Origin of the sequence: Micromonospora sp. NBC_01699 (genome assembly GCF_036250065.1) — a bacterium.
Lineage (GTDB): Bacteria > Actinomycetota > Actinomycetes > Mycobacteriales > Micromonosporaceae > Micromonospora_G.
Window position 1 is genome coordinate 6319984 of record NZ_CP109199.1, and the last position, 21378, is coordinate 6341361.

General features: G+C 70.4%; 16 protein-coding genes and 6 tRNA genes. 14 read left to right on the forward strand and 8 right to left on the reverse strand.

Going from position 1 to position 21378, the window contains the following annotated elements; all coding sequences use genetic code 11:
* Nucleotides 1–3 precede the first annotated feature (3 nt).
* The 4 genes from OG792_RS25635 to OG792_RS25650 all read right to left on the reverse strand — a co-directional run bounded on the left by OG792_RS25635 (nt 4) and on the right by OG792_RS25650 (nt 4936).
* Nucleotides 4–2130: a HelD family protein gene (locus OG792_RS25635; protein WP_329103067.1), complete on the reverse strand. Its 2127-nt coding sequence runs from the start codon at nt 2128–2130 to the stop codon at nt 4–6.
* A 108-nt stretch (nt 2131–2238) separates the two neighbouring features.
* Nucleotides 2239–3252 (reverse strand): NAD(+)/NADH kinase, encoded by a 1014-nt coding sequence (locus OG792_RS25640; RefSeq protein ID WP_329103069.1) that lies wholly within the window; start codon nt 3250–3252, stop codon nt 2239–2241.
* Between the two features lie 146 nt (nt 3253–3398).
* Entirely contained in the window at nt 3399–3782 is a 384-nt protein-coding gene (locus tag OG792_RS25645; protein ID WP_329103070.1) for a hypothetical protein, read from the reverse strand.
* A gap of 323 nt (nt 3783–4105) precedes the next feature.
* Complete coding sequence (locus tag OG792_RS25650; RefSeq protein ID WP_329103072.1) at nt 4106–4936, reverse strand: MerR family transcriptional regulator; 831 nt, start codon at nt 4934–4936, stop codon at nt 4106–4108.
* Nucleotides 4937–5070: 134 nt separating this feature from the next.
* Here OG792_RS25650 and OG792_RS25655 point away from each other — a divergent pair, with 134 nt between their 5' ends.
* Entirely contained in the window at nt 5071–5661 is a 591-nt protein-coding gene (locus tag OG792_RS25655) for a hypothetical protein (protein WP_329103074.1), read from the forward strand.
* A gap of 67 nt (nt 5662–5728) precedes the next feature.
* On the opposite strand, the gene OG792_RS25660 is transcribed toward OG792_RS25655, so the two are convergent.
* Nucleotides 5729–6652 (reverse strand): DUF72 domain-containing protein, encoded by a 924-nt coding sequence (locus OG792_RS25660; RefSeq protein WP_329103076.1) that lies wholly within the window; start codon nt 6650–6652, stop codon nt 5729–5731.
* 235 nt (nt 6653–6887) lie between these two features.
* Here OG792_RS25660 and OG792_RS25665 point away from each other — a divergent pair, with 235 nt between their 5' ends.
* The 8 genes from OG792_RS25665 (at nt 6888) to OG792_RS25700 (ending at nt 12054) form a co-directional block, all read left to right on the forward strand.
* A complete protein-coding gene (locus OG792_RS25665; RefSeq protein ID WP_329103078.1) occupies nt 6888–8129 on the forward strand; it encodes a sensor histidine kinase in 1242 nt (413 codons plus the stop codon).
* On the forward strand, nt 8119–9417 hold the full coding sequence (locus tag OG792_RS25670) for a hypothetical protein (protein ID WP_329103080.1): 1299 nt from the start codon (nt 8119–8121) through the stop codon (nt 9415–9417). The genes OG792_RS25665 and OG792_RS25670 overlap by 11 nt, the downstream gene beginning before the upstream one ends.
* Nucleotides 9387–10109, forward strand: coding sequence for a response regulator transcription factor (locus tag OG792_RS25675; RefSeq protein ID WP_329103082.1), 723 nt, complete (start codon nt 9387–9389; stop codon nt 10107–10109). Before OG792_RS25670 ends, OG792_RS25675 begins: the two co-directional genes overlap by 31 nt.
* Nucleotides 10110–10184: 75 nt before the next feature.
* Nucleotides 10185–11096, forward strand: coding sequence for a hypothetical protein (locus OG792_RS25680; protein ID WP_329103084.1), 912 nt, complete (start codon nt 10185–10187; stop codon nt 11094–11096).
* Between the two features lie 462 nt (nt 11097–11558).
* Nucleotides 11559–11632, forward strand: a tRNA-Trp gene (locus tag OG792_RS25685).
* A gap of 140 nt (nt 11633–11772) precedes the next feature.
* Nucleotides 11773–11848, forward strand: a tRNA-Ala gene (locus tag OG792_RS25690).
* Between the two features lies 1 nt (nt 11849).
* A tRNA-Arg gene (locus OG792_RS25695) sits at nt 11850–11922 on the forward strand.
* 62 nt (nt 11923–11984) lie between these two features.
* Nucleotides 11985–12054 (forward strand) — tRNA-Ile (locus OG792_RS25700).
* Between the two features lie 33 nt (nt 12055–12087).
* Here OG792_RS25700 and OG792_RS25705 read toward each other — a convergent pair.
* Nucleotides 12088–12585: a CAP domain-containing protein gene (locus tag OG792_RS25705; protein WP_329103086.1), complete on the reverse strand. Its 498-nt coding sequence runs from the start codon at nt 12583–12585 to the stop codon at nt 12088–12090.
* Nucleotides 12586–12989: 404 nt separating this feature from the next.
* Between OG792_RS25705 and OG792_RS25710 the strand changes: the two genes are divergently transcribed.
* A tRNA-Cys gene (locus OG792_RS25710) sits at nt 12990–13060 on the forward strand.
* Between the two features lie 120 nt (nt 13061–13180).
* On the opposite strand, the gene OG792_RS25715 is transcribed toward OG792_RS25710, so the two are convergent.
* Nucleotides 13181–13675: an HPF/RaiA family ribosome-associated protein gene (locus OG792_RS25715; RefSeq protein WP_329103088.1), complete on the reverse strand. Its 495-nt coding sequence runs from the start codon at nt 13673–13675 to the stop codon at nt 13181–13183.
* 345 nt (nt 13676–14020) lie between these two features.
* Between OG792_RS25715 and OG792_RS25720 the strand changes: the two genes are divergently transcribed.
* Complete coding sequence (locus tag OG792_RS25720) at nt 14021–15703, forward strand: pectinesterase family protein (RefSeq protein ID WP_329103090.1); 1683 nt, start codon at nt 14021–14023, stop codon at nt 15701–15703.
* A 148-nt stretch (nt 15704–15851) separates the two neighbouring features.
* Nucleotides 15852–15924: transfer RNA gene (locus OG792_RS25725), tRNA-Gly, on the forward strand.
* Nucleotides 15925–15953: 29 nt separating this feature from the next.
* Here OG792_RS25725 and argS read toward each other — a convergent pair.
* Nucleotides 15954–17672: an arginine--tRNA ligase gene (gene argS, locus OG792_RS25730; protein ID WP_329103092.1), complete on the reverse strand. Its 1719-nt coding sequence runs from the start codon at nt 17670–17672 to the stop codon at nt 15954–15956.
* Nucleotides 17673–18232: 560 nt separating this feature from the next.
* Here argS and OG792_RS25735 point away from each other — a divergent pair.
* Together OG792_RS25735 and OG792_RS25740 are read left to right on the forward strand one after the other, a co-directional pair.
* Nucleotides 18233–19387: a 5'-methylthioadenosine/S-adenosylhomocysteine nucleosidase family protein gene (locus tag OG792_RS25735; protein WP_329103094.1), complete on the forward strand. Its 1155-nt coding sequence runs from the start codon at nt 18233–18235 to the stop codon at nt 19385–19387.
* Nucleotides 19384–21372, forward strand: a complete 1989-nt coding sequence (locus OG792_RS25740) for a hypothetical protein (RefSeq protein WP_329103096.1) — start codon at nt 19384–19386, stop codon at nt 21370–21372. Before OG792_RS25735 ends, OG792_RS25740 begins: the two co-directional genes overlap by 4 nt.
* The last annotated feature ends 6 nt before the right edge of the window (nt 21373–21378 follow it).

Below are 21378 nucleotides of genomic sequence, written 5' to 3' on the forward strand. Positions count from 1 at the left end.
CGGTCAGCTCCCGTCCCGCAACTGCCGGGCCACCTCGGCGAGCACCTCGTCCCAGTACGGTTCCGGGGCCGCGCCGCGTACCTGTCCGGCCAGGTGCTCGGCGAGTCGCCGTACCTCGCGGGTGGTGAAGCCGGCGGCCCGGTCGGCCCCGTCACCAGCCGGACCGCGACGGACCGGGGCGGTCAGCGGCAGCGGCTCCCCCACGCAGACCAGGTCGAGATGACCGGTGGTCCGGGTGAGCGCGACGTAGAGCAGTCGGTGGCCCCGGTCGTCGCTGGCGACGATCTCCTCCGGCTCGACCACCACCACCGCGTCGAACTCCAACCCCTTCGCCTCTCGGGGACTGACCAGGTTGATCGAGCCGCCGAGTTCACCCCGCTCGGCGCTGCGCCACTGCACCCCGTTGGCGGCCAGGGCCGCCTCCACCTCCCGGCGACAGTGGGCCGGGCAGACGATGCCGACGAACCGACCGGCGTCGGCGTGCTCGGTGGCCACCGCGACCACCCGACCGGCCCGCTCGGTCAGACCCACCCGGTGCACCACCGGCTGCGCGGGCCCGTCCCGGACCACCTCCGGGCCGGTCACGCCGGGCGCGGCCACCGGCAACAACCGGGCCGCCATCTCGTACGCCGGGCGCGGCACCCGGTAGCCGTAGCGCAGGGCGCTGACGTTGACCGGGTGTCGGGTCGGCAGGTGCCGGGTAACCTCGTCCCAACCGTCCCGGGCCCACTCGCCGGTCGACTGGGCGATGTCACCGACCAGCGTGTACGAGCCCTCGGCGGCGCGCCGGCCGACCGCGCGCAACTGCATCGGCGACAGGTCCTGCGCCTCGTCCACCACCACGTGCGCGTACCGGCGTCCGGGGCCGTCGAGCAGGTGGTCGACCTCGTCGAGCAGGGCGAGGTCGGCGTCGGACCAGACCTCCTGGGACAGCCGGTCCGCGCCCCGACGGAACAGCATGGCCACCTCGTCGGCGGTGAAGTCGGCACCGGCGGCGACCCGCAACCGGTTGCGGGAGCCGAACAGGTCACGGAGGAAAGCCGGCGCGGACTGCTGCGGCCAGAGCCGTTCGACCAGGTTCGCGATGGCCGGGGCGGCACCCGGTGACCCGCCGCTACGGTCGACGACGAGCTGCCCGAGCCGGTCCCGGAACAGTTGGCGGCGCTCGACGTACGGCAGGTCCGCCGCCCGGCAGGCGGTCAGCGCCTCGGCCACCTCGGCGCCCGGCAGGGTGACGAACCGCCCGTCGAGCAGGAGCCGCTCGGCCGGCTCCGGTACGCCGATCCGCCCCTCCACCGCCCGCCCGAGCAGTACGGCCATCCGGGCCTCGCCCTTCATCCGGCCCAGCTTCGCCGGCTCGACCCGCCCCCTCGGTACGACCGGCGCCAGCCGACCGATGTCGCGCAGTTCCACCTCGGTCTCGCCGAGCGAGGGCAGCACGGTGCCGATGTACCGGACGAAGGTCGGGTGTGGCCCGACGACCAGGATGTCGGCGGCGGCGAGCGTCTCGGCGTGGGCGTGCAGCAGCCAGGAGACCCGGTGCAGCGCCACCGCGGTCTTGCCGGTGCCGGGCCCGCCCTCGATCACCAGCAGTTGGTCGCGGGGCGCGCGGATCAGCTCGTACTGGGCGGCCTGGATGGTCGCCACGATGTCCCGCATCTCGCCGGTGCGGCCACGGGCCAGTTCGTCCAGCAGGTGTTGGTCGACGGCGGCGGCGATCTCGGCGAAGACCAGGTCGGTGAAGTCGCGGACGGTGTTTTCGACGCAGTCGAAGGTACGGCGGCGGCGCAGGCCGCACGGTTCCCGGTGACTCGCCTCGAAATAGCGGGCGGCGGCCGCCGCCTGCCAGTTGACCACCAGGATCTCGGCGTTGTCGTCCCGGATCAGGCTCCGCCCGAGATACAGCACCTCGCCGGACTCGTCGTCCATCCGCCCGAACGCGACCGCCGCGTCGGCCGGGCCGATCGCCCGCCGGGCGGCGTCGGCGTGCCGGTGCAGGTGGGCGGCGGCACCGGGATGGGCGGCGGCACCGGCGAGGTCGCCCAACTCGCCGATCCGGCGGGCCCGGTGCTTCGCGGCGGCATCGAAGTACGCCTGCTCGATCGCGATCTCTGTCGATCTGGAGTGCACGCCGGCTCCCGCCCGGTCAGCCGGTCCCCGACCGGTTGGACCGGCTCACCGTACCGGGATGACGGGGTGTCGGGACATCGACGGATCAGCCGATGAACCGCCGACCCGTCAGCGCCACTCGACCGGCACCGGCTCGGTGTCGGCGATCGCGGCCGGGGCACCGGCGAGGGAGAACTTCTCCCGCAACCGGGAGTAGAAGTGCGACGAGTGCAGCCGAACCAGCTTGGCCGGCTGGGCCGCCGGCTGCACGGTCACCCAGTCGCCCGGATTCAGCACCCCCCGCAGTTGCCCGTCGACGCTGACCGCCACCGCCCCCGAATGGTCGAGCACCCGTACGGACACCGCCTCGTCGGCGGCCACCACCATGCTGCGGTTGAAGACCATGTGCGCGGCGACCGGGGTCAGCACCAGCGCCCGCAGTCTCGGCGACAGGATCGGGCCACCGGCCGCGAAGCTGTACGCGGTCGAACCGGTCGGACTCGCCACCACCAGCGCGTCCGCCGAGTACGACGTGAACAGGCTCTCGTCCAGGTACACCCCGAGACTTGCCTGCCGGTCCCGGGCCAGCTTCTCGAACACGATGTCGTTGAGCGCGGTCACGTCCAGCGCCACCCCGGCCCGGTTGATCGGCTCCCCCGCCTGCCGCAGCGGTGGCGGCGGCAGCAACGGGCCGCGCCCGTACCGGAGCAGGTCCTGCATGCCCTCCGGGATCTCCAGCGGCCGGGAGGCACAGAGGGTCAGCATCAGCCGCTCGTCCATGTGCACCTGACCGGAGAAGAACGCGTCGAGGGCGGCGTCGATCTCGGTCGGGTCGACCTCGGTCAGGAAGCCCACCCGACCGACGTTGATGCCGAGCACGGGTACGCCGTCCTCGGCCGCGATCCGGGCGCCGCGCAGGAACGTACCGTCGCCACCGACCGTGACGACCAACGCCGGGTGGCCGGCGGCCTCGGCCTCGTCCACCGCGTTGCGCCGATGGCACTGACCCCAGTCCGGCTCCCACACATCGATGTCACTGACCGTGATGTCGTTCGCCGACGCCCAGCGACGCACCGCGCCGGCCGCCTCGACCGCCGCCGCCCGGCCGCTGTGCACCACCAGGCCGATTCGCTCGCGCGTCATGATCTTGCCTCTCCTCCGTCCCGGGGGACCCGACCCGCGCGCGACAGCCGTCGCCGAGCACCACACAGCCGGTCAGATGCAGCTTACGGACGAACCGGCGAACCGGCGGAACGCCGGACGAGACGGGATGAGGTAGGTGGGACGGGTCAGTCCGGCAGGTTGGGCGAAATGGTCACACCCTGACCGGCACAGGCTCGCTGCAACCCCTCCAGGCGCGCGGACAACTGCGGCAGGTAACGCAGCGCGTCCAACTCGCTGCTCGACTGTTGCGACACCTCCCACACCAGGTCCATCATCGCGGTGCCGTTCTCCCGGATGGTCCGGATATCGGAGTCGGCGAACTGATCCCGCAGCTCGCGGTACTCGCTCTCGGACAGCTCGGTCTGGTCCTCCCCGGCCGTCCGGTCCGCCAACGACCGGCACGCCGCGATCCCGCTGTCCTCCCGCAGGCCGTCCCAGACGGCGAGCCCACCGAGCACGAGCACGAACAGCGCGAGCAGACCCGCTCCGGCGATGACAAACGGCTTCACCCGACTACCCGACGTGACCGCCTGCCCCGGATCCCCGTACGAATAAGGCCCCCCACCCGGATCCCCGTACGACGGTTGACCATCGGCCTGGGCGGAGGGCGGTTGCGGGTCCGGCTGAGTGGACGGTTGCGGCTGCGAGCCCTGGCCGTACTGGTCGGTCATTTCTCTCCCCAGATCGTCAAGTCCATCGCGCCCCTACCCCGAGAGTGCCACACCCCACCCCTCTCCGCGATCTAGGGCAAATACGTGCTAGTTAATCTCTAACCACACGTATTTGCCCTAGATCGCCGAGGAGAGGGGCTGGGGAGGGAGGGGGAAAGGGGTTAGGGGGTTAGGAGGGGGACTTGGAATTCGTGGATCCATTTTTCTGGGTCGTTGGGGACGAATTCCAGGCAGACTTCGCGGGCGTAGCCGGTCATGTGGTAGCCGTGCTCCTCTACCCAGCGGGCGAGGATGTGCATGCTCCGGTCGGCGTCCTCCATCGGGCCGCGATGGATGATCGTGGCGGCCGAGTCGATGCCGGGCAGGTCGACCACGGCGAAGGTGTAGTCGTCCCGTGGCGCCACCGCGACGGGTACGGACGCGTGCACCACGATCGCCTCGCCGGAGTCGCCCGGCGCCGGCTCGTAGTACGCGACCGACGATCCGGTCATCTCGACCCCGGCCGCCTCGATCCGGCGCATCAGCTCCGGGTAGAGCGGCCCGATCACCGGTGCTATGTCGACGGTCTCGTAGCTGGCCGCGACCGCGCTCAGCTCCGCGACCCGGACCGGCGCGATCTTCTTGAGTACGACGTCCTCGGTGGGCATCCGCCCCTCGCTCTCGATCATCCGGAGCCTCGCCTCGATCCCGGCGAGCCGGGCCGTGTCCGCGGCCAGCCGGGCGGCCAGTTCCGCCCGTTGCAGGCGCAACATGCCGCGCAGCTGCTCGACGTCCAACTCGTCGTCGAGCACCGTCCGCACCTGTTCGAGGGTGAAGCCGAGATCCTTCAGGGCGATCACCCGGTTGAGCCGGCGCAGTTGGTCGGCGTGGTACGAGCGGTATCCGCTGCTGGGGTTCACCGCGGCCGGGTGCAGCAGTCCGATCGCGTCGTAGTGACGCAGCATGCGGACCGACACCCGGCCGACCTTCGCGAAATCTCCGATACTGAACATGACCCGTCCCACCATGGGCCCTGACGCGGTGTCAGGGTCAACCCCACGCTACGGCGACGGAACGCCCCGGCCCCAACTCCGGTGGCAGCCGAAAAACCTGGTGGTACGGGTGGTCGGGGCGTACAACTGCTGTCATGGAGACGGTCGATCCCACGCCGGTGTGGCTGCTCGACATCGACGGCGTGGTCAACGCGATCAGCCGCAAACCCGACCGGAGCGCCTGGCCCCGGGACCAGTGGGTGACCGGTACCGCCAGCTCCGCCGGTGCCGACTGGCCGATTCTCGCCGCCCAGCCGGTGCTCGATTTCATCCGGACCGTGCACGAGTCGGGTCGGGCCGAGGTCCGCTGGCACACGACCTGGCAGCACGACGCCCGGAACCTGGCCCGGCTGCTGCGGTTGCCGCGCTTCGCCACGCAGGACTCCCCCGAGTTCGGCGAGCGGGAGCAGTTGCTCGCCGGTGCCGCCCCGGTTGCCGTACACCGGGGTTGGTGGAAATATCCGGCCGCCGAGCGGGTGGTCCGTGACGAGGGCCGGCCGCTGGTCTGGACCGACGACGACGCGACCTGGGAGCTGCGGGCGCACGACAACGGTAACGAGCTGTCCCGGCTCGCGCCGACCCTGATCGTGTCCCCGCAGACGCATCTCGGGCTCACCCCGAAGCACCTGCGCAACATCGACGCCTTCCTGTCCATCCAGGCGCCACGACCGAGTCCCCGGAGCTGACCCACCGCAACCGCGACCGCCACGACCGGGTCCGCCGGGGCGGCCGGTGGGCGTGCGTGGTCAGTGGTCAGGAGCCGGCCGGGGTCAGGGTCAGCCGGTCCGTGCCGGGCCGGTGGCGGTCGCGGCGCAGCAGTGCCGCCAGCCGGCTCGCGTCGCGCTGTGCCTGGTCACCGCAGCAGTTGTTCATCAGCACATGCAGTTCGTCGGTTTCCCGGGCGAACTCGCGCAGCCGGTCGGCCCACCGGGCCAGCTCGCCGTCGGCGTACGCGTATCGGAACTTTTCCTGCTTGTCGCGGCCACCCCAGGCCGGACTGTGGCCGTGGAAGCGGACCACCGCCGGGTCCGCGGTGGCAAGCAAAACCGGGGGTACGGAGGACGCGTGCCCCTGCGGCATGTCCACACAGACCATCGACAGGTCGTTGCGGGCCAGGAAGCCGACGGTGTAGCGGGCGTTGTCACCGTCGAACCAGGATCCGTGGCGGAACTCGACCGCTACCCGCAGTGGCCGGCAACGCCGCGCGACCTCGATGATCCGCCGCTTGGCCGCTTCCCCGTAACCCAGCCACGGCGGGAACTGGAGCAGCACCACGCCCAGTTTGCCGGCGGCGGCGATGGGTTCGAGGACGGCCCGGAACCTCTCCCACAGCTGTTCGTAGGTCGGCTCGGGCAGATCCCGGCGGCGTACCCGGCCGTCCGGGTCTCCGCCGGGACGCAGGTCCCGGGGTAGCGCCGAGATGGCGGTGGGATGGCCGGTGAACAGGCTGAACGCCTTGACGTTGAATCTGAACCCCGGCGGTGTGCGGTCGACCCAGGCGGCGGCGGTCTCCACCGACGGCAGTGCGTAGTAGGTGGTGTCCACCTCGACCAGGTTGAACCGGTCCGCGTAGTACGCCAACCGGCCGGCCGGGGTGTTGGCCTCCCGGGGGTACCAGCCCGAGGCCAGCAGCAGCCGGTCCGCCCATGACGATGTGCCCACCCGAATGTCGCTCATGCCCTACCGGTTTCTCCATCCCGCGTGGACTGAAACCGATCGGCGCGCTCGGCGGGCGCTATGGTCGTCAATCATGGGCGTCGACCGCCGTGCGGTCCGCCGGCCGCCCGGCTGACCCGCCCGCTTCGGTACGACCGCGCTGCTACAGAGCTGATCGGGCTATTCGTGCTATTCTCCCCCGTCGATATGCCGGACGTCCGGCCAGTGAAACGACCAGCCGCCGGGAGGGCAGGAATTGACGTCGGTCACCAGCCTCGGCACCGCCCCCGATCACGGGGCCGGTGAGGACCGCCCGGCCAGTGCCGCGCTGAACCAGGTCTTCGCGATCTTCCCCGCGCTGCTCCGGCTGACCTGCGGCCTCGCCGGCGCCGCCGTGGCGCTGGCCGTACGGACCCCGCCGGTCTCCACCGCGCTGCTGGTCGGCACGGTAGTGGTGCTGACCGGCTGGTCCCTGCTGTTCACCGCGTCGACCCTGGGGCGGGGTCTGACCGCCGGCTTCATCTACGTCGACCTGACCCTGACCATCGTCTGCTGTCTGCTGATCAACCGCCTGGTCGCCGCCGAGGTGCTGCCCGGCGAGGGAAGCTGGCTGGCCATTCTCGCCAGCACGTCGATCGTCGTCGCCCACTTCGGGCTGCCGGCGTCCCGCTCGGTCCCCGCCGGACTGGTCGTCACCGCCGCGTACGCCTACGGGGCTCATCTCGCCGACAACGACACCGAGGCGGTGTCGCACGGGGTGACCCTGCTGCTGCAAACCGTCCTCGGTGCGGGGCTGGCGGCGCTGACCCGACGCAGCAGCCGCGCCGCCGACGAGGCGTTCGCCGACTACCAGCGGGCCTCCCGCGAGGTGCTGATCGCCCGCGCCGCACGGGCGGCGGAACGCCGACACAACCGCGACCTGCACGACACCGTACTGTCCACGCTCACCGTCGTCGGGCTCGGTGGAGTCGCCGCCGGTTCCCCGCTGCTGCGCGCACGGGCAACCGCCGACCTGCGTACGCTCGCCGAGCTGGCCTCGTCCCGTAGCCGGGCGCTGTCGGCGCCGCCGGACCCCGACGTGCCGGTGGCCCTCAACGACCGGCTCCGGGCGGTCCTGGACCGTACCCCCGAACTGGCCCCGACCGTGGACCTGCAACCCTGCGCGGTGCCATCGGCCATCGCCGACGCCCTCGCCGACAGCGCCACCGAGGCACTGTCGAACGTGGCCCGGCATGCCCCCGGCGCCGCCGTCTCGGTACGGCTGACCGCCGGGACCGGGCGCGGCGACCGGATCGGCGCAGCTCTCGGCAGCCCGGCCGTCGCGGTCGAGGTGACCGACGACGGGCCGGGCTTCGATCCGCTGGCGGTTCCGCTGCACCGGTTCGGCCTGCGCGAGTCGGTGCACGGCCGGATGGCGGCGATCGGCGGGCGGGCCGAGGTCGACTCGGCTCCCGGTCGCGGGACCCGGGTGCGGTTGGAGTGGCCGGATGCGCGCTGAACCGCAGCTCCCGCCCGCCGGCACGATCGGACCGGCGCCCCGGCGACCCGGACCGCCCGGACGCGGCGGTGTTGTCGTCGGTCCCCGCACCACCGACCCGTCCGTGCACACCCCCGCCGACCGGCATATCGGCGCCGAGCGGGATACCGCCAGCGACCGGGAGCCGGGCGTCGTCACGTCGAAGGATGTTGTCGCCGGGGTCGCCGCCACCGCCGACCGGGGCAGCCGGATCGCCGCCGTCCTGATCGCCTTCGGCTGGCACCTGGCGGTCAACGTGCCGGCCGTGCTCGGCAACTGGTCGGAGTACCGGCACCCGTGGCTCGTCGCCGCCGGCTGGCTGGTCTTCGTCGCGGTCGGTGCGATCTCCGCCGCCCATCTGCTGCGGGAACGGCCCAGCCCGACCTGGCGACTGATCGGCGTGCTGCTGCTGGTCGAGACGGTGGTGTTCGTCAACACCCCGGCCGATCTGCTCTTCCTGCCGGCGAACTGGGGTTGGGGCACGCTCGGCTGGTTCGTCGTACTCGTGCTGTGGGGACGGCCGGTCACCGCGCTGGTGGCGATCTTCGCCGTCGAGGCGGCCATCGCCCTGGTCGCGGTCGTCGGCTACGGCGTCGCCGACGCCGCCGGGCTGAGCCGGTACGCCATGTACACCTACGGTACGGCGACCCTGCCGATCGCGTTCAGCCTCGCGGCCAGCGTGCTGCGTACCCTGGCCGCCCGTACGGCGGGGACGGCCGCGGCGCGCGCCGCCCTCGAAGCCGAACGGATAGCGGCCCAGCGGGCGCGGGCCGACCGGCAGGAGCGACTCGCGCTGGTCAGCCGGACCGCCGGGGCGTTGCTGGCGGAACTGGCCGACGGCTCGGCCGACCCGACCGACCCGGCGGTGCAGCGGCGCTGCGCGCTGGAGGCGGCCCGGCTGCGCCGGCTGATCGCGGAGTCCGACGACGTGCCCGATCCGCTCCTGCACGAACTGCGGGCCGCGGTGGACATCGCGGAACGAAACGGGCTCCCGGTCGAGTTGATCGCCGTTGGTACGCTGCCGCCGCTGCCCGTACACGTTCGCCGCGGGCTGGCCGACCCGCTCACCGCGACCCTCGCCTCCGCCCGACAGTGGGCCCGGCTGACCGTGGTCGCGCAGCCGGAGGAGGTGGTGGTCAGCGTGGTCACCCCCGACGTCGCGGCCGACCCGACCGGACCGGCCGCCCCCGACACCGACGACGAAGTCGAGTACGTCTACGAACGGGATGGGGATCAGGTATGGGCGCAGACCCGGTGGCGGGCCTCGTGAGCGACGGGGAGCAGCGCTTCACCGTCGCCATCGTCGACGACCATCCGGTGGTGGTGGAGGGCGTGCGTTCCTGGCTCGCCCAGGAGCCACGGCTGACCGTGGTCGCGACCGGCGAGGATCCGGACGTGGTGCTCGGCGACGACCAGCCGACCGCCGACGTGATCATGCTGGACCTGCGGCTGCACGGCCACCTGGCGCTGGACAAGGTCGCCGAACTCGGTGCCGCCGGGCGCCGGGTGGTGGTCTACTCCGAACACACCGAGGCGGACATCATCCTGGCCGTGCTCGACGCCGGGGCGGTGGCCTTCCTGGCCAAGCACGAGGGGCGCGAACACTGCGTCGCGACGGTGCTCGCCGCCGCCAGCGACCGAGGGTACGTTCCGCCCGCGCTCGCCGGTGCGATCGTCGGCGACCGGCGGTCCGGCCGACCCGTACTGTCCGAGAAGGAACGGGAGGCGCTGCTGCTCTGGTTCCAGTCGATGTCGAAGGCGTCGGTGGCCCGGCGGATGAACATCAGCGAACACACCGTGAAGCAGTACGTCGACCGGGCCCGGATCAAGTACGCCCGCGCCGGTCGGCCGGCGGCCACCAAGGCCGCGCTGCTCGCCCGAGCGATCGAGGACGGACTCGTACGCGCGGAGGAGATCGGCGACTACCGGTCGTACGCCTCGCCCGATCAGCCGACCCCCTAACAGCTGTCATGACGCCGGTCACAGCGTCGGCGAACCTGGACATAAGGAAGTTCGTCCACAGGAGGCCCTTCGCCGATGAGCGACGACGCATCCCCGTACTTCGTGCGACCGCACCGGTTCGACCCGGACGACCAGGACGACCGCGGCTATCCGCAGCTCGACCGGCACCACCGGGTGCTGCTCGACGCGGGTGAGCAGACCCTGTGGCGCGGCCGGGTCGAGGTGGCCGGATACCTGCTCGGCCCGTCGCTGGGCAACGGTACCCTGCACTGGTCCCTGCTCCGGCCGGCGGACGTCACGGTCACCGACCGGCGGCTGGCGTTCGTCTGCGAGAACTGGGACTTCGAGCAGGTCACCCCGCCCGGCGAGGCCCACACCGGCCGTCCCCGGCACCGCCGCCGCCCGGAACACGTCGGCAGCCGGACCGTTACCGGGCAGATCCGCTGGCAGTGGCCGGGCCGGCTGCACCTGCTGCCGGCCGGGACCGACACCGGCAACGGACCCGCGTCGCACCGCAGCTCGGGCGGACACCAGCAGGCCCAGCAGCAGAGCAACCAGCAGGCCCAGCAGGGCAGCCAGCCGGAGCGGCTGCTGCTGGTCTGCGACAGCCTGCGGACGATTCGGCAGCCCGGTCTGGCGCTCGGCGCCGGTGACCTCGGTGCGCCGGGTGCGGCCCGCGAGCTGCTGCATCTCGTCCGCCGGTCGATCGCCCGGTTCCGGCTCGGCCACCCCGGCACGCCGGAGCTGTCCGCGGCGGAGCGCCAGACCCTCACCGTACGGGCCGGGGCCGGGCCGTTCGCCGAGGAACTCGCCGACCCCCGGCGGGGCATCACCCTTCCCGGTGGATTGGTCGTTGAGTTCACCCATCGCGACGACTATCACCGCCGGTCGGCGCGGGGCTCCTTCTCCGCGCGTCGGACGCCGCAGGCCGGCACCGCCGGCAGTGCCGGCCTGCGGCGCTCCCGCCACCCCGGCTCGGCCTCCTGACCAGGCCCCGAGTCGGCTGAACAGACCGGGAGCCGGGTGCTCCCCCGGACGGCTCAAGCGGTCGTGTCCGCCGGTACGCCCGGGGCAGGGCCAGTGTCATGGCCCCGCCCGGGATTGGTCGGGACCACCCGGTCCACAAACGACTACGTATCTTTCGCGCGAAAATGCGATTGCCACCTGCATCGGCCGCGTTTATCTTGGACCAGCAAGACAAACACCCGACACAAGCCGAATATCCAACCAGGAGCCGCCGTGTTGCAGCACACCTACACCGAGACCTCGCGGTTCATGCCGCGCGGTGGTGTCGCGCTGCTCCCGGTCGGGCGAGCCCTCTACTGGCCCGCGAGCGATTGTGGGCAGCACCCGGGCAGGCGACGGACGTAGCGCATAACAACGATGCGCCTACGCCGCCCCTCCCACCATCGGGAACGGGCGGCGTTCTCGTTGTACGGCCCCTTTCCCAGGGGCGTAGCTCAGTTGGCCAGAGCGTCGGTTTCCAAAACCGAATGTCGCAGGTTCGATTCCTGTCGCCCCTGCTCGCCCCGGCTCCGGCCGGCGGAAACGATAGTTGAGAACTCCACAGCGGATGGCAAAAAACGTGCCCGGCCAGCGATCCACTGGTCTTAGGAACCAGTCAGTGGGGGTTCGAATCCCTCGCCGGGTACGCAGTCTTTTCGGGCCCGTAGCTCATCCGGTAGAGCGCCTGTTTTGCACACAGGAAGTGGCAGGTTCGAGACCTGTCGGGTCCACCATGCCCCTGTAGCTCAGTGGAGAGAGCGCCCGGCTACGAACCGGGAGGCCGGACGTTCAAGTCGTCCCAGGGGTACGTTTCGGAAGCACCGGGGCCCGGCGAATGGTATCGCCGGGCCCCGCCGAACAGTCGTACTTGCGGGCGTAGTGGAGTGGGAACCACACCGGGCTCATAATCCGGAGACGCCGTTCGAGTCGGACGCCCGCCACCAATTCCCAACCGGGGCCACCGTACCGGCGTTCAGGCCGTGGGCGGGGGCACGTTGGCCTCGTATTCGCCCTGCATGTTCCCGGCCGGGTGGAAGGTGGCCACGATGTAGGTCTCCCACCAGTCGGCACCCCTGCCGAACGCCCGACCGAAGCCGACCTTGGCGGTTTCCTTCCACACCAGTTGGGTGAAGTGACCGGTGGCTCCGGGCCCACTGGAGGACGGGTCGGTGAAGTTGTAGTCGGTGATTTCTCCGTACCAGCTCGACGTCGCGGCCTCGGCCCCGGCGGCCTCCTCGGTGGTGGAGGCGTGCCAGGAGAGGTTTTCGCCGTACCTGTCGTCGAGGTCGGCGTGACCACGACTCAGTCCCTCCTCCGTCGAAACCAGGCTGGCCCGGGACTTGGCGTACTCGACGAGCGTGTCGTCGAGCGTCACGGGCGGCACACCGTGTTTGGTGCGGTACAGGTTGACGCTGGCCAGCATGCTTTCCAAGAAAGCCTGGTCGGTGGTAACCGGGAACGCTTCGCGCATCTTCCGAATCCCTTCGAGAAAAATGGACGGTCGCCCTGCGGCCCGTCTGCTTCGACATCCGGATGACCTGGGCCGCCGTGGCGCGGATCGCAACCGACGAGAGCCGGCCGAACGCAATTACAGCAGCCGTCACCCGAACCCGCTATGAATGAATGGGGGATGAATGACTTCCTTCGCGTTTTCAGGACCCCGACACAACACCTTTGAGTGGGTTTAGTTGGCGTGACCGCCCCACGCATGTCGGCAATCCGTCAATAACGGAAACAATCCCGATCATCGACCTGCCCGGACGTTCCCGCGGGGGTCGTCCGGGCACCGGTCAGAATCAACCGCAACGCAACAAACCGCGCCGCCACCCACATTCGGCGCGGTTTGTTCAGCATGCCCGTACGACGGGCAGGCTCGGCCGAATGCCCGAGTGGTGAGGGAGCCGCCTGCAAAGCGGTCTACCCGGGTTCGAATCCCGGTTCGGCCTCGATGCCATCCGCTGTGGTGCGACGCCCCTGTCGCGACGTCCCGCCCGCCGACGATCCGGCGGGCGGGACGGGCGCGCGCGATGACCGACGCGCTATGACGGGGCTGACCGACGGACGGGTCAGGTCCGGGCGTCGAGGGGCACCGGGCCCGGGTCGACGGTCGACTCGTCCCGGACGAGCAGGCCCTCGGCGTCCCGGACGAGCAGGTCATCGGCGTCCCGGACGAGCAGGTCATCGGCGAGGCCGGTGGTCTCCGGCGCGGGGGTTTCCCGTAGGTGACGGTTGTGGCGGGGCTCCTGCCGGGTCTTCGCGTCGTTGAGCCGCCGGCGCAGGTCGTCCCGTACGTCGTTGAGGGCGGTGTGCAGGTCCTCCTCGGCGGAGGTCGTGACGATCTTCTGTCGACCGGCGACCCAGCATTCCAGGGTGACCTTCTGTCCACGGGCAGCCCGGTCCTTGACCGACACCTCAAGTTCGGTTCGGTCGGCGGCGAAGGTGGCCAGCCGCGCGTCCAGGGTGGCGAACTGCTCGACTATCCAGTTCCGGTCGCCCTGGGAGAAGCCGGTGCCGACGCGCAGGCAGTCGTCGACCGTTGCCGGGCTTGCCTGGGCGCTCATCGCCGTACCCCGGTCGCGGGGCGGGCGGATCCGGGAGTACGGGCCGGGCTGCTATTCAACATTTGCGTTGATCCTCCGATTCGACCACGTGTGTCGTGTCTCGCGGTTGATCGGCTCATACCCAGCCGGTGTCCCCCGGCAAACGAATGTGGCGACCCGGGATGCCGTCACCCCGTCGGCCGCCGGGGCGGCGGCAAGGACGGATCTGCCCGATGCCTACGCGCGATGCCGACGCACGACCGGCCACATTGACAGGCTTCCATCGATGGGGTTACGGTCCGCCAGGAAAGCGCTTTCACCTGCGCTGCCGGCCTCCTCACCCCGTCCCCCGGAGGTTCAATCACCATGCCCGAACCACACCGACGAACCCTGCTCACCATCGCCACCGCCGCGATCACCGCGGCGTTGCTCGCCCTGACCCAACTCGGCGGCGCGCAGTCCGCACTCGCCGCCACCCTGTTCACCGACGACTTCTCCGATGGCGACACCGCCGGCTGGTCGAAGTCCGGCGGCACCTGGTCGGTGGTCGGCGACGACGGCCAGGCGCTGCAACAGGCCAAGGGCGACACCGACAACGCCCGGCTCTTCGCCGGCAGCACCTCCTGGACCGACTACACCGTGCAGGCCCGGGTCAAACCGGTTAGCCTGCCGGCCGACGGCGCGGTGGCCCTGCTCGCCCGCGCCGCCGGCTCGACGACCTACCTCCGGCTCGCCCTGCTCCCCGGCAACCAGGTCCGGCTGGAATCCGTACGCAGCGGCGCGGCGACCGTACTGGGCTCGGCGTCCCGGCCGGTGACGGTCGGCACGTGGTACACCCTGAAAATCGAGGTCGGTGGCTCGGCCGTACGCGGTTACCTCGACGGCGCCCTCGTCGCCAGCGGCACCGGCACGATCGGCGGCACCGGCCGGATCGGCGTGCAGACCCGCTACGCCACCGCCCGGTACGACGACGTGACGGTGACCAGCGGTGGTACCACCCCCACCACACCGCCGCCCGCCACGACCCCGCCCGGCACCCCCACCGCGACGCCGACCGTGCCCCCCACCACCGGTCCGCCGCCGACCGGGCAGTCCTCGGTGGTCGCGAAGGACGGCAGCGGAAACTTCAGCAGCGTGCAGGCGGCGGTGAACGCGGTCCCGACCGGCAACTCCAGCCGGTACACCATCACCGTCAAGCCGGGAACCTACCGGGAACTGGTCACCATCCCGGCCGACAAGCCGTACATCTCGTTTGTCGGTTCCACCGGTAACGCCCGGGACGTGGTGATCACCTACGACAACGCCTCCGGTACGCCCAAGCCCGGCGGCGGCACCTGGGGCACCTCGGGCAGCGCCTCGGTGACCGTTGACGGCAACGACTTCACCGCCAGCCACCTCACCTTCTCCAACACCTTCGACGAGGCGGCGTTCGACTACAGCGCCGAGCAGGCGGTGGCGATCCTCACCCGGGCCGACCGGCTGGTCTTCGACAACGTCCGATTCCTCGGCAACCAGGACACGCTTTACCACAACAGCGCGAACAGCAGCACTATCGGCCGGGCGTACTTCCGCGACTGCTACGTCGAGGGCGACGTCGACTTCATCTTCGGTCGGGGAACGGGCGTGTTCGACCGCTGCGAGATCAAGGCGCTCAGCCGAGGATCATCAAGCAACAACGGGTACGTCACCGCCCCGTCAACCATGATCGACAACCCGTACGGTTTCCTTTTTGTGCAGTGCACGCTGACCACCGACTCGGCCGGCCCCCAGAGCGTGCACCTCGGCCGGCCGTGGCACCCGAGCGGTGACGTCAACGCGATCGGTCAGGTGGTGTTCCGCGACAGCGTCCTGGGCGCCCACGTCAAGAACTCCCCGTGGACCGACATGTCCGGCTTCTCGTGGCGGGACGCCCGCTTTTTCGAGTACCGCAACAGCGGGCCGGGCGCGACGGTCACCGCGGACCGCCCGCAGCTCACCGACGCGCAGGCGCCGAACTACACCGCGCAGAGGTACCTGGCCGGCTCGGACAACTGGAACCCGATCCACTGAACCGAGCCGGAGTACGGGGCGGCAGCCACAGTGCTGCCGCCCCACACCGCGTGACGTGCGTTCGTCGGCGCCCGGAGCACCTGTGTGATGCCGCCGAAGCCGTCCTGGTAGGTTCAATCTCGCCGTTGAGTCGTGCCGACGGCTGCATGCGGACGTAGCGCAGTTGGTAGCGCATCACCTTGCCAAGGTGAGGGTCGCGGGTTCGAGTCCCGTCGTCCGCTCTTCCCCACCACCGTCGCACCCGGCACCCCTACATGCGGTCCGGAGTGTCGATGCCGAGCAGGTAGAGGCCGTGCCGCAGGACGCGGGCGGTGAGGTCGCACAGGGCCAGTCGGCTCTCGCGTACGTCGTCTTCGGCCCGCAGGACCGGGCAGTGTTCGAAGAAACCACTGAAGGTGGCGGCGAGCGTGTGCAGGTAGCCGGCGAGTCGGTGGAATTCGAGGGATTGCTCGACGCCGGTGACGATGGTGCCGAAGTTGAGCAGTTCGAGGGCGAGGGCGTGTTCGGCCGGGTGCCCGACCGTGATCGGGGTCGCGGTGAACTGTTCGATGCCGGCGCGGCGGAAGATGGACCGGATCCGGGCGTGGGCGTACTGGAGGTACGGGGCGGTGTTGCCGTCGAGGGCGAGCATCCGTTGCCAGTCGAAGACGTAGTCCTTGATCCGGTCGGTGGACAGGTCGGCGTACTTGATCGCGCCGATGCCGACCGCCCGTGCCACCTCGGCGACGGCCGCGTCGCTGACGTCGGGGTTCTTCTGCCGGGCGAGTTCGGTGGCCCTGGTGACGGCCTCGTCGAGTAGTCCGACGAGTTTGATCGAGCCGCCGGCCCGGCTGCGCAGCATCTTGCCGTCCGAGCCGAGGATCGAGCCGAAGCCGACGTGTTCGGCGCGGGTGGGTGGGCTCAGCCAGCCGGCTTCGCGGGCGACGGCGTACACCATCTCGAAGTGTTGGCGTTGCGGCAGGCCGACGACGTAGAGCAACCGGGTCGCGCCGAGGTCCCGGGTGCGGTGGCGGATCGCGGCGAGGTCGGTGGCGCCGTAGCCGTAGCCGCCGTCGCGTTTACGGACGATGATCGGCAGCGGTTGGCCGTCACGCCCGGTGAAACCCTCGGGGAAGACGCAGGCGGCGTCGCCGCTGTCGGACAGCAGCCCGAGCCGGTCGAGTTCGTCGGTGACCGGGGTCAGCATGGCGTTGTAGTAGCTCTCGCCGTAGAAGTCGTTCTCGGTGAGCAGTACGCCAAGCTGGTCGTAGACGGTCAGGAAGTATTTCTCCGACTCGCCGACGAGCAGCCGCCACAGTCGCAGGGTCAGTTCGTCGCCGCCTTGCAGGGCGACGACCCGCCGTCTGGCCCGTTCCTTGAACGTGTCGTCGGCGTCGAACTTGACCCTGGCCGCCCGGTAGAACGAGTCCAGGTCGCCGACGGACAGTTCGTGGGCGGCCTCGGACTCGCCGAGGTCGAGCAGGTGCTCGATGAGCATGCCGAAGGGTGTGCCCCAGTCGCCCAGGTGGTTGGCCTTGATCACCCGGTGCCCGAGCCACTCCAGCAGCCGTACGGCGGCGTCACCGATCACCGTCGACCGAAGGTGTCCGACGTGCATCTCCTTGGCCACGTTCGGCGCCGAATAGTCGATGACCACGGTTTCCGGGTTCGCGCTCGGTGGGACGCCGAGGCGGGCGTCGGCGGCCATGTTCGACAGCAGCGAGCCGAGGGGCGGGTCGGCGACCGTCAGGTTGATGAAGCCGGGGCCGGACACCTCCACCGACGAGCACAGGTCCGCCAACGCGGCCCGGCCGACGACCTCGGTGGCGATGTCCCGGGGCGGGCGGCCGAGCCGACGCGCCAGCGACAGCGCGGCGTCGGACTGGAAGTCCGCGTGCTGCGACCGCCGCACGACCGGATCGACCGGCCCGCCGGCCACGGCCGAGAACGCCCACGCAAGCCGGTCGGCCAACAAAATCTCAAGATCCATTACGGGTACGCCAATCTCGCTCCGATCCGGTCCCGCCAGGGATACGGATCTTCCGGGAACCTGCCCAGGGAACAGATCGATCGGCAGCAGGAGTACCGGCGGATCGATCCGCCGGTGGCAAAGGGCCAGCTCAGACGGTTCGTACGGCTCGCAGGCGAGCCACGGTTCGCTCGCGTCGCGTCGGGGCGGACGCGGAGCGAACCCGAATACCGGAACTGATCACGGAATACATCCTACCGGGCCGCAAATGATCAATTTCGAGAGTATCGCCCAGGAGATCCACTTCGAACACCACGCGCGTCCTTCGGGACCACCGCGAAAATTCGACACCCGCCGGGGCTTCCTGTCAGAGTGACACTAAGTCTATGGTGCATACATGCCCGACGATCCCCGGGGGCGCTCGCGCTTCCCGGCGGCTCCCTGAGGGCTCGTCCCCGCCGGCCCGGCCAGGACGGCCGGCATTGGCCGTCCCGCCCGGCTGTTCGGCCCTGGCTCACACAGGACGCCGCACCCCCGATGTTGCGACCGAGCGCGCAGACAGACAAGGAGAGCTTCCGAGCATGAACAGCAGCCTGGTCGTGATTCTCACGGCCCTGAACCTGGAGTACGAGGCGGTCCGCAGCAGGCTGACCGAGCTGCGGCCACACGCTCATCCCGCCGGTACCCGCTTCGAGGTCGGTCGGCTCGGCCGGCACGGCTGCCAGGTGGCGCTGGGCCTGGTGGGCAAGGGCAACCATCCCTCGGCGGTGCTTGCCGAACGCGCCATGGCCGAGTTCTCCCCGGCCGCGCTGCTCTTCGTCGGAGTCGCGGGCGCCCTGCGAGCCAAAATCCAGCTCGGGGACGTCGTGGTCGCCTCGCAGATCTACGCCTATCACGGCGGCACGAGTCAGGACGACGGTCTCAAGGCCCGGCCGAGAGTGTGGGAGATCCCGCACGGCGCCAGCCAGATCGCGCAACACCTGGCCCGCGGCGACGAATGGGCGTACGGCCTCGGTGTGAGCACCGCACCCCGCGTGCACTTCGGGCCGATCGCCGCGGGTGAGGTCGTACAGGACTCGGTGGTGTCCGAGCAGGCCGGATGGGTGCGGCAGCACTACAACGACGCGCTGGCGATCGAGATGGAGGCGGCCGGCGTCGCCCAGGCGGGCCACCTCAACCGTGCGCTACCGGTGGTCGTCGTACGCGGCATCAGCGACCGGGCCGACGGCAGCAAGACGCTCACCGACAGGGAGAGCTGGCAGCCACGGGCGGTAGCGAACGCCGCCGCATTCGCGACCGCACTCGCACAGGAGCTGGTCGCCGACGGCACGGCCCGCCAACCGGATGCCGCGAAGAAGGACGGACGGGCGCAGATGGGCACGACAAACAGCAACATCGCCACCGGCAACGCTCGGGTGGGGGTTCAGGCCGGCCAGGTCTACGGCAACCTCATTCACGGAGCCGCACCGGAGCGGCCGATCGACCTCTCGGCGGGACTCGCGGAACTACGAGATCTCCTCAAGCAGGCGCATCGGGACGGCCGGTTGGACGAGGCGACCTACACGGCGGCGGAGCACGAGTTGGACGCCGCGGCTGCCTGTCTCAGACAGGACACGGCGCAGAGCCGGGCCGCCGTGATGTTGCCGCTCAAACGCCTGCGCGGGCTGGTGGCTGACGTGACGGAGCTGGCGGCGAGACTGGCCGTGACAATCGACGTCGCCGGGAGTCTGTCATGACGACGCCGACCTGGAACAACATCGCCCAGGACGATGCCCATGTCGGTGTGCAGGCACAGACGATCCACGGCGACGTCGTCTACCACCTCCCGCCCGGCGCTACCGCCGAAGAGAGGTTCCGGGTCGGAGTCAGCTATCTCGACGCCCGTATGCCGGGCGAGGCACGGGAACACATCGAGAAGGCGGTGGCCCAGGGGTACGAGACCGACGAGGCGCGGTTCCACCAGCTACTGGCCCTGTTGAGCGGACGTACGCTGCGGCAGTTGGGCAACGAGGGCTTCGACCACCTCGCGGCCATCTGCGGCCGGATCACCCGGTTGGACGGCGGCGGTGAGTGGAGGGCAGGTCTGCGGGCCGTCCTGCGACTGGTCGGCTCCGTGGACCCAAGCGAGCACGAACTGGCGGTCAAGGAGCTCGACGAACTCAGGCCGCGACAGCGCGACAAGATTCTCGATCATCTCGGGGTGCTGCTCGAAGGGACGGTGGAGGACCAAATCTGGCACCGCTCCGTCGAGCGGGCCAGGGCCGGACAGTACGCCGTCCAGCGGCGCGAGCGAGTCTGGATCTTCTTCCAGCCGGCCCCTGCCCCGCCGCGGGTCCGTGCCGTCCGGCCGGCGTCGATTCCGCTGGCCGACTGGCTGCGAGTGGTCCTCGGCACGGCCGTCTTCGTGATCGCGATGGGCAACATCGGGTGGCTGTCGCTGCAACGGGCTGGTTGGTTGGCGTTGTTCGCGTACCTCGTCGCGATGGCGGGAGTCGCCTGCGTCGTGGTGAGTGGCGCCGATCGGCACTACCGGCGCGAGCGTCTGCGTACGAAGGACGCGGAATTCAGCCCGGCCCGCCAGCAGCCGGCGGAGGCGCCGAGCGGCGGCTTCGCCCGCAACGTGGACCGGTTGTTCGACAAATACTTCGCGCGCTACGTGCCCCGGGACACGGACCGCTCGACCTGGCTGGCCGAGACGGCCGGGATCCGCAGACACCTGCGGGACGAACTCGTGGAGAACTACCGGGAGTCGAGGATCGGCGCGGACAGGATCGCCTGGCTGGTCCGCCATCTCGTCGGCGACGTACGGCAGCGCTGGGAGAAGGGCACGTTGGTGGCGTATCGCGCCGAACTCCGTACCCCGATCGCGACGTTGGGTCTCTATTGGGGAGGGCTGGTAGGCGCTGCCGTGGCCGGCGCCTGGGTGGTACCGGCGGCGGTGTCGACCGCACCGTTGATCGGCGCGGCGTCGGTCCTGCTCGCCGTGATCTGCGGCGTGGTCGGCGGCAGGGCCTCGTTCCGGATCGTCGGCGAGGGACGCCGGGTGAAGGCCGACGAGGCGGAGTGGGCTCACCAGGTGGCCGCGCGGCAGGCGGCATTCGACCGCTGGAAGCAGCGGCTGTCACGCAAGCCGTCCGATGCGGAGATGGCCGCCTGGCTGGAGTGTGATCGCAAGATCCTCGTCAACGAGGTGATGCGACACTATCGGCTCAAACCGAGCCAGGTGATCTCGCACGCCTTCATCGAGGCGCCCGCGAAGTCGTACAAGCGGGCGCGGGTCCCGCACGGGCCGTGGCGTTACTCAAGGTACCGCCTGCTGCTCTTCCTGCTGACCACCGACGGGGTACGCCAGGTGGACATCGACCTCGACTTCGAGCAGGGTACGTCCAATCGGACGCAACGGCTGAACTACCGCTTCGAGGCCGTCGCCGCCGTACGCATCGACGGCGTCGCGAGCCAGCAGCTGACGTTCGAGCTGACGCTCGTCAACGGCGACCCGATCCGGATCCGGGTGACCGAGTCGACCACCGACGACATCCAGCCGGGCGAGGATCCGCTGACCCTGTCCCAGGTCTCGCTGGACGCGTCCGGTCTCACCCACACCCTGAATGTCCTCGAAGGCGTTGCCGCCGAGGGCAAGGAGTGGATCAGGCACCAGCACCGACGGGCCGACAGGCGGCTCGACGACCTGACCGACACCGTCCGCAAACTGATCGACTGACCCGCT

Bases quoted from the DNA above. Each gene is read 5' to 3' on its own strand.
- OG792_RS25640 (WP_329103069.1), bottom strand. From the start codon at position 3,252: ATGACGCGCGAGCGAATCGGCCTGGTGGTGCACAGCGGCCGGGCGGCG.
- OG792_RS25650 (WP_329103072.1), bottom strand. From the start codon at position 4,936: ATGTTCAGTATCGGAGATTTCGCGAAGGTCGGCCGGGTGTCGGTCCGC.
- OG792_RS25655 (WP_329103074.1), top strand. From the start codon at position 5,071: ATGGAGACGGTCGATCCCACGCCGGTGTGGCTGCTCGACATCGACGGC.
- OG792_RS25660 (WP_329103076.1), bottom strand. From the start codon at position 6,652: ATGAGCGACATTCGGGTGGGCACATCGTCATGGGCGGACCGGCTGCTG.
- OG792_RS25670 (WP_329103080.1), top strand. From the start codon at position 8,119: ATGCGCGCTGAACCGCAGCTCCCGCCCGCCGGCACGATCGGACCGGCG.
- OG792_RS25675 (WP_329103082.1), top strand. From the start codon at position 9,387: ATGGGCGCAGACCCGGTGGCGGGCCTCGTGAGCGACGGGGAGCAGCGC.
- OG792_RS25680 (WP_329103084.1), top strand. From the start codon at position 10,185: ATGAGCGACGACGCATCCCCGTACTTCGTGCGACCGCACCGGTTCGAC.
- OG792_RS25705 (WP_329103086.1), bottom strand. From the start codon at position 12,585: ATGCGCGAAGCGTTCCCGGTTACCACCGACCAGGCTTTCTTGGAAAGC.
- OG792_RS25715 (WP_329103088.1), bottom strand. From the start codon at position 13,675: ATGAGCGCCCAGGCAAGCCCGGCAACGGTCGACGACTGCCTGCGCGTC.
- OG792_RS25720 (WP_329103090.1), top strand. From the start codon at position 14,021: ATGCCCGAACCACACCGACGAACCCTGCTCACCATCGCCACCGCCGCG.
- argS (WP_329103092.1), bottom strand. From the start codon at position 17,672: ATGGATCTTGAGATTTTGTTGGCCGACCGGCTTGCGTGGGCGTTCTCG.
- OG792_RS25735 (WP_329103094.1), top strand. From the start codon at position 18,233: ATGAACAGCAGCCTGGTCGTGATTCTCACGGCCCTGAACCTGGAGTAC.
- OG792_RS25740 (WP_329103096.1), top strand. From the start codon at position 19,384: ATGACGACGCCGACCTGGAACAACATCGCCCAGGACGATGCCCATGTC.